Consider the following 2,024-nt stretch of genomic DNA (forward strand, 5'->3'; position numbering starts at 1 on the left):
GCGCTAGATGTTGGTTGCGCAATGTTTGTATTATTCAAGAAAGTGTTGGGCGACCAACTGTAGGTTGCGCCACTTGGACCACCCTGCCCGGCAGGGAGACCTATTTGTACCGTCCCGCCAGTACAGATCGTTACATCAGGACCTGCGTTTGCAAAAACGGGTGCCGTGATGGTAATGTTATGCGTGTAGGTTTCAATACAAGTTCCACGGTTCACCGTAAGCAGTGCTGTGTAAGTACCCGCGCTGGCGAAGCTTACCGTTTCGCTCGCATTGGTAGAGGTCGCTGGCGTAGCCGGGCCACTGAAACTCCAACTATAAGTTGCTCCAGCCACCGCAGGGTTGGCAACAAACAATACGCCTTCCTGCGCACATACGCTCGCGACAGCATCAATGCCTGAGGTGAAGGCTGGATCAACAGTGATCGTCACTTGATCCGTAGAAGAACAACCGTTTTCATCAACAGCAGTTACCGTATATGTCGTCGTCGTGGCAGGGGATATGCTTACGCTTGCGCCGCTTAAATTACCAGGCATCCAAGTGTAAGTGATAGCACCTGTACCACTGGTGGAGGTAGCGGTTATAGTTGCGCTAGCACCTTCACAGATGGTCGTCGCGCCACTGGCGGTAACCGATGGGCCCATTAGATTATCAATAGAAATACTCGCGGTGCCGATGCAACCGTTGGCATCCGTAACCGTAACATTATAAACACCCGTGGCCAGGCCAGTAGCGTTGGCGGTGCTGCTTACGTTTGGTGACCATGTATAACTATAACCACTTTGTCCACCGCTTACACTGGCGGTAATGGTTCCATTATCTTGCCCACAAGTAGCATCCGTCTTGGTCAGGCTTACTACTGGATTTTCATTTACGGTGATGGTTACTTCATCAGTAGAGGTACAGCCCAGTTCGTCTTCAATGGTCACCGTATAAGTGGTACTTACCGTTGGTGATACACTTACGCTGGCCCCGCTGAGGTTGCCAGGAGCCCAGGTATAAGTCAATACACCCGTCCCACCGTTTCCATTAGCGATCAGTGTGGTGGTGCTACCCAAACAAATTGCGGTGTCGTCACTTCCTGCAGTTACACTTGGAGGCGTTACTGCATTTAAAACAACCGTACTTGGACCTACCGAACAACGACCGCCTGTGTAACTTACTTCTACATTGTAAGTGCCCGCACCTAAACCAGCAAATTCATTGCTCGCTTGCCAAGTACCACCGTTGATACGGTATTGGAGTACTGCCGATGCGCCAGTGGCGGTAACCGTGATCGTACCGTTTTCCGTACCGTTACAAGAAGTCGGTTGCACAACCGCTACATCCGTAATCACCGGTTGCTCTAATACCGTGATCGTAACGCTCGCTTCGTTGGCACAGCCTGCCGCGTTGGTGACGGTCACATTATAAGTAGTAGTCACTAATGGCGTGACCGTAATGGCTGCCGTAGTGGCATCGTTTCCATTACTGCCCCACTGGTAGGTAGCCCCACCACTGGCAGTTAATGTTGTTGATTCGCCAGCACACAGCTCGATAGACGCAGCAACGACTGTTGGCGTAGGTGCCTCGTTAACCGTAATACTTGTTTCATCTGTACAACCGTTGGCATTGGTCACCGTCACCGTATAGGTTTCGATACCCGTTGGGCTAACGCTAATCGTTGCGGTGGTTGCGCCTGTGCTCCAAGCGTAAGCCCCACCAGCTCCGGCTCCTGTAGCGGTAAGAGTCGTGCTTTGTCCATTACAAACCAATGGGTTTCCGCTAAGGGCAGCCACAGGGTTGTCGTTGACAATAACCGTTGCGCTAACTGTATTAGTACAATCATTACCATTAGTTGCGGTAACAGTGTAAGTACTGGTACTCGCAGGGTTAACAGTGACGCTAGCCGTAGTAGCGCCGTTGCTCCATAGGTAACTTGTGCCACCACTTGCGGTTAGTGTAGTGCTTTCTCCTTGGCAAATTTCTAGATCGCCAGTGATCGAAGGTGTAGGTAATGGGTTTACGTTTACACGCATTACATCGGT

The 2,024-nt window shown here is 51.1% G+C and carries 1 pseudogene; it reads right to left on the reverse strand.

The features are described from left to right. Window positions 1–2,024: pseudogene (locus A3EU_RS0126660) on the reverse strand (hypothetical protein); the annotation flags it as partial.

Source organism: Lewinella cohaerens DSM 23179 (assembly GCF_000379805.1).
GTDB lineage: Bacteria > Bacteroidota > Bacteroidia > Chitinophagales > Saprospiraceae > Lewinella > Lewinella cohaerens.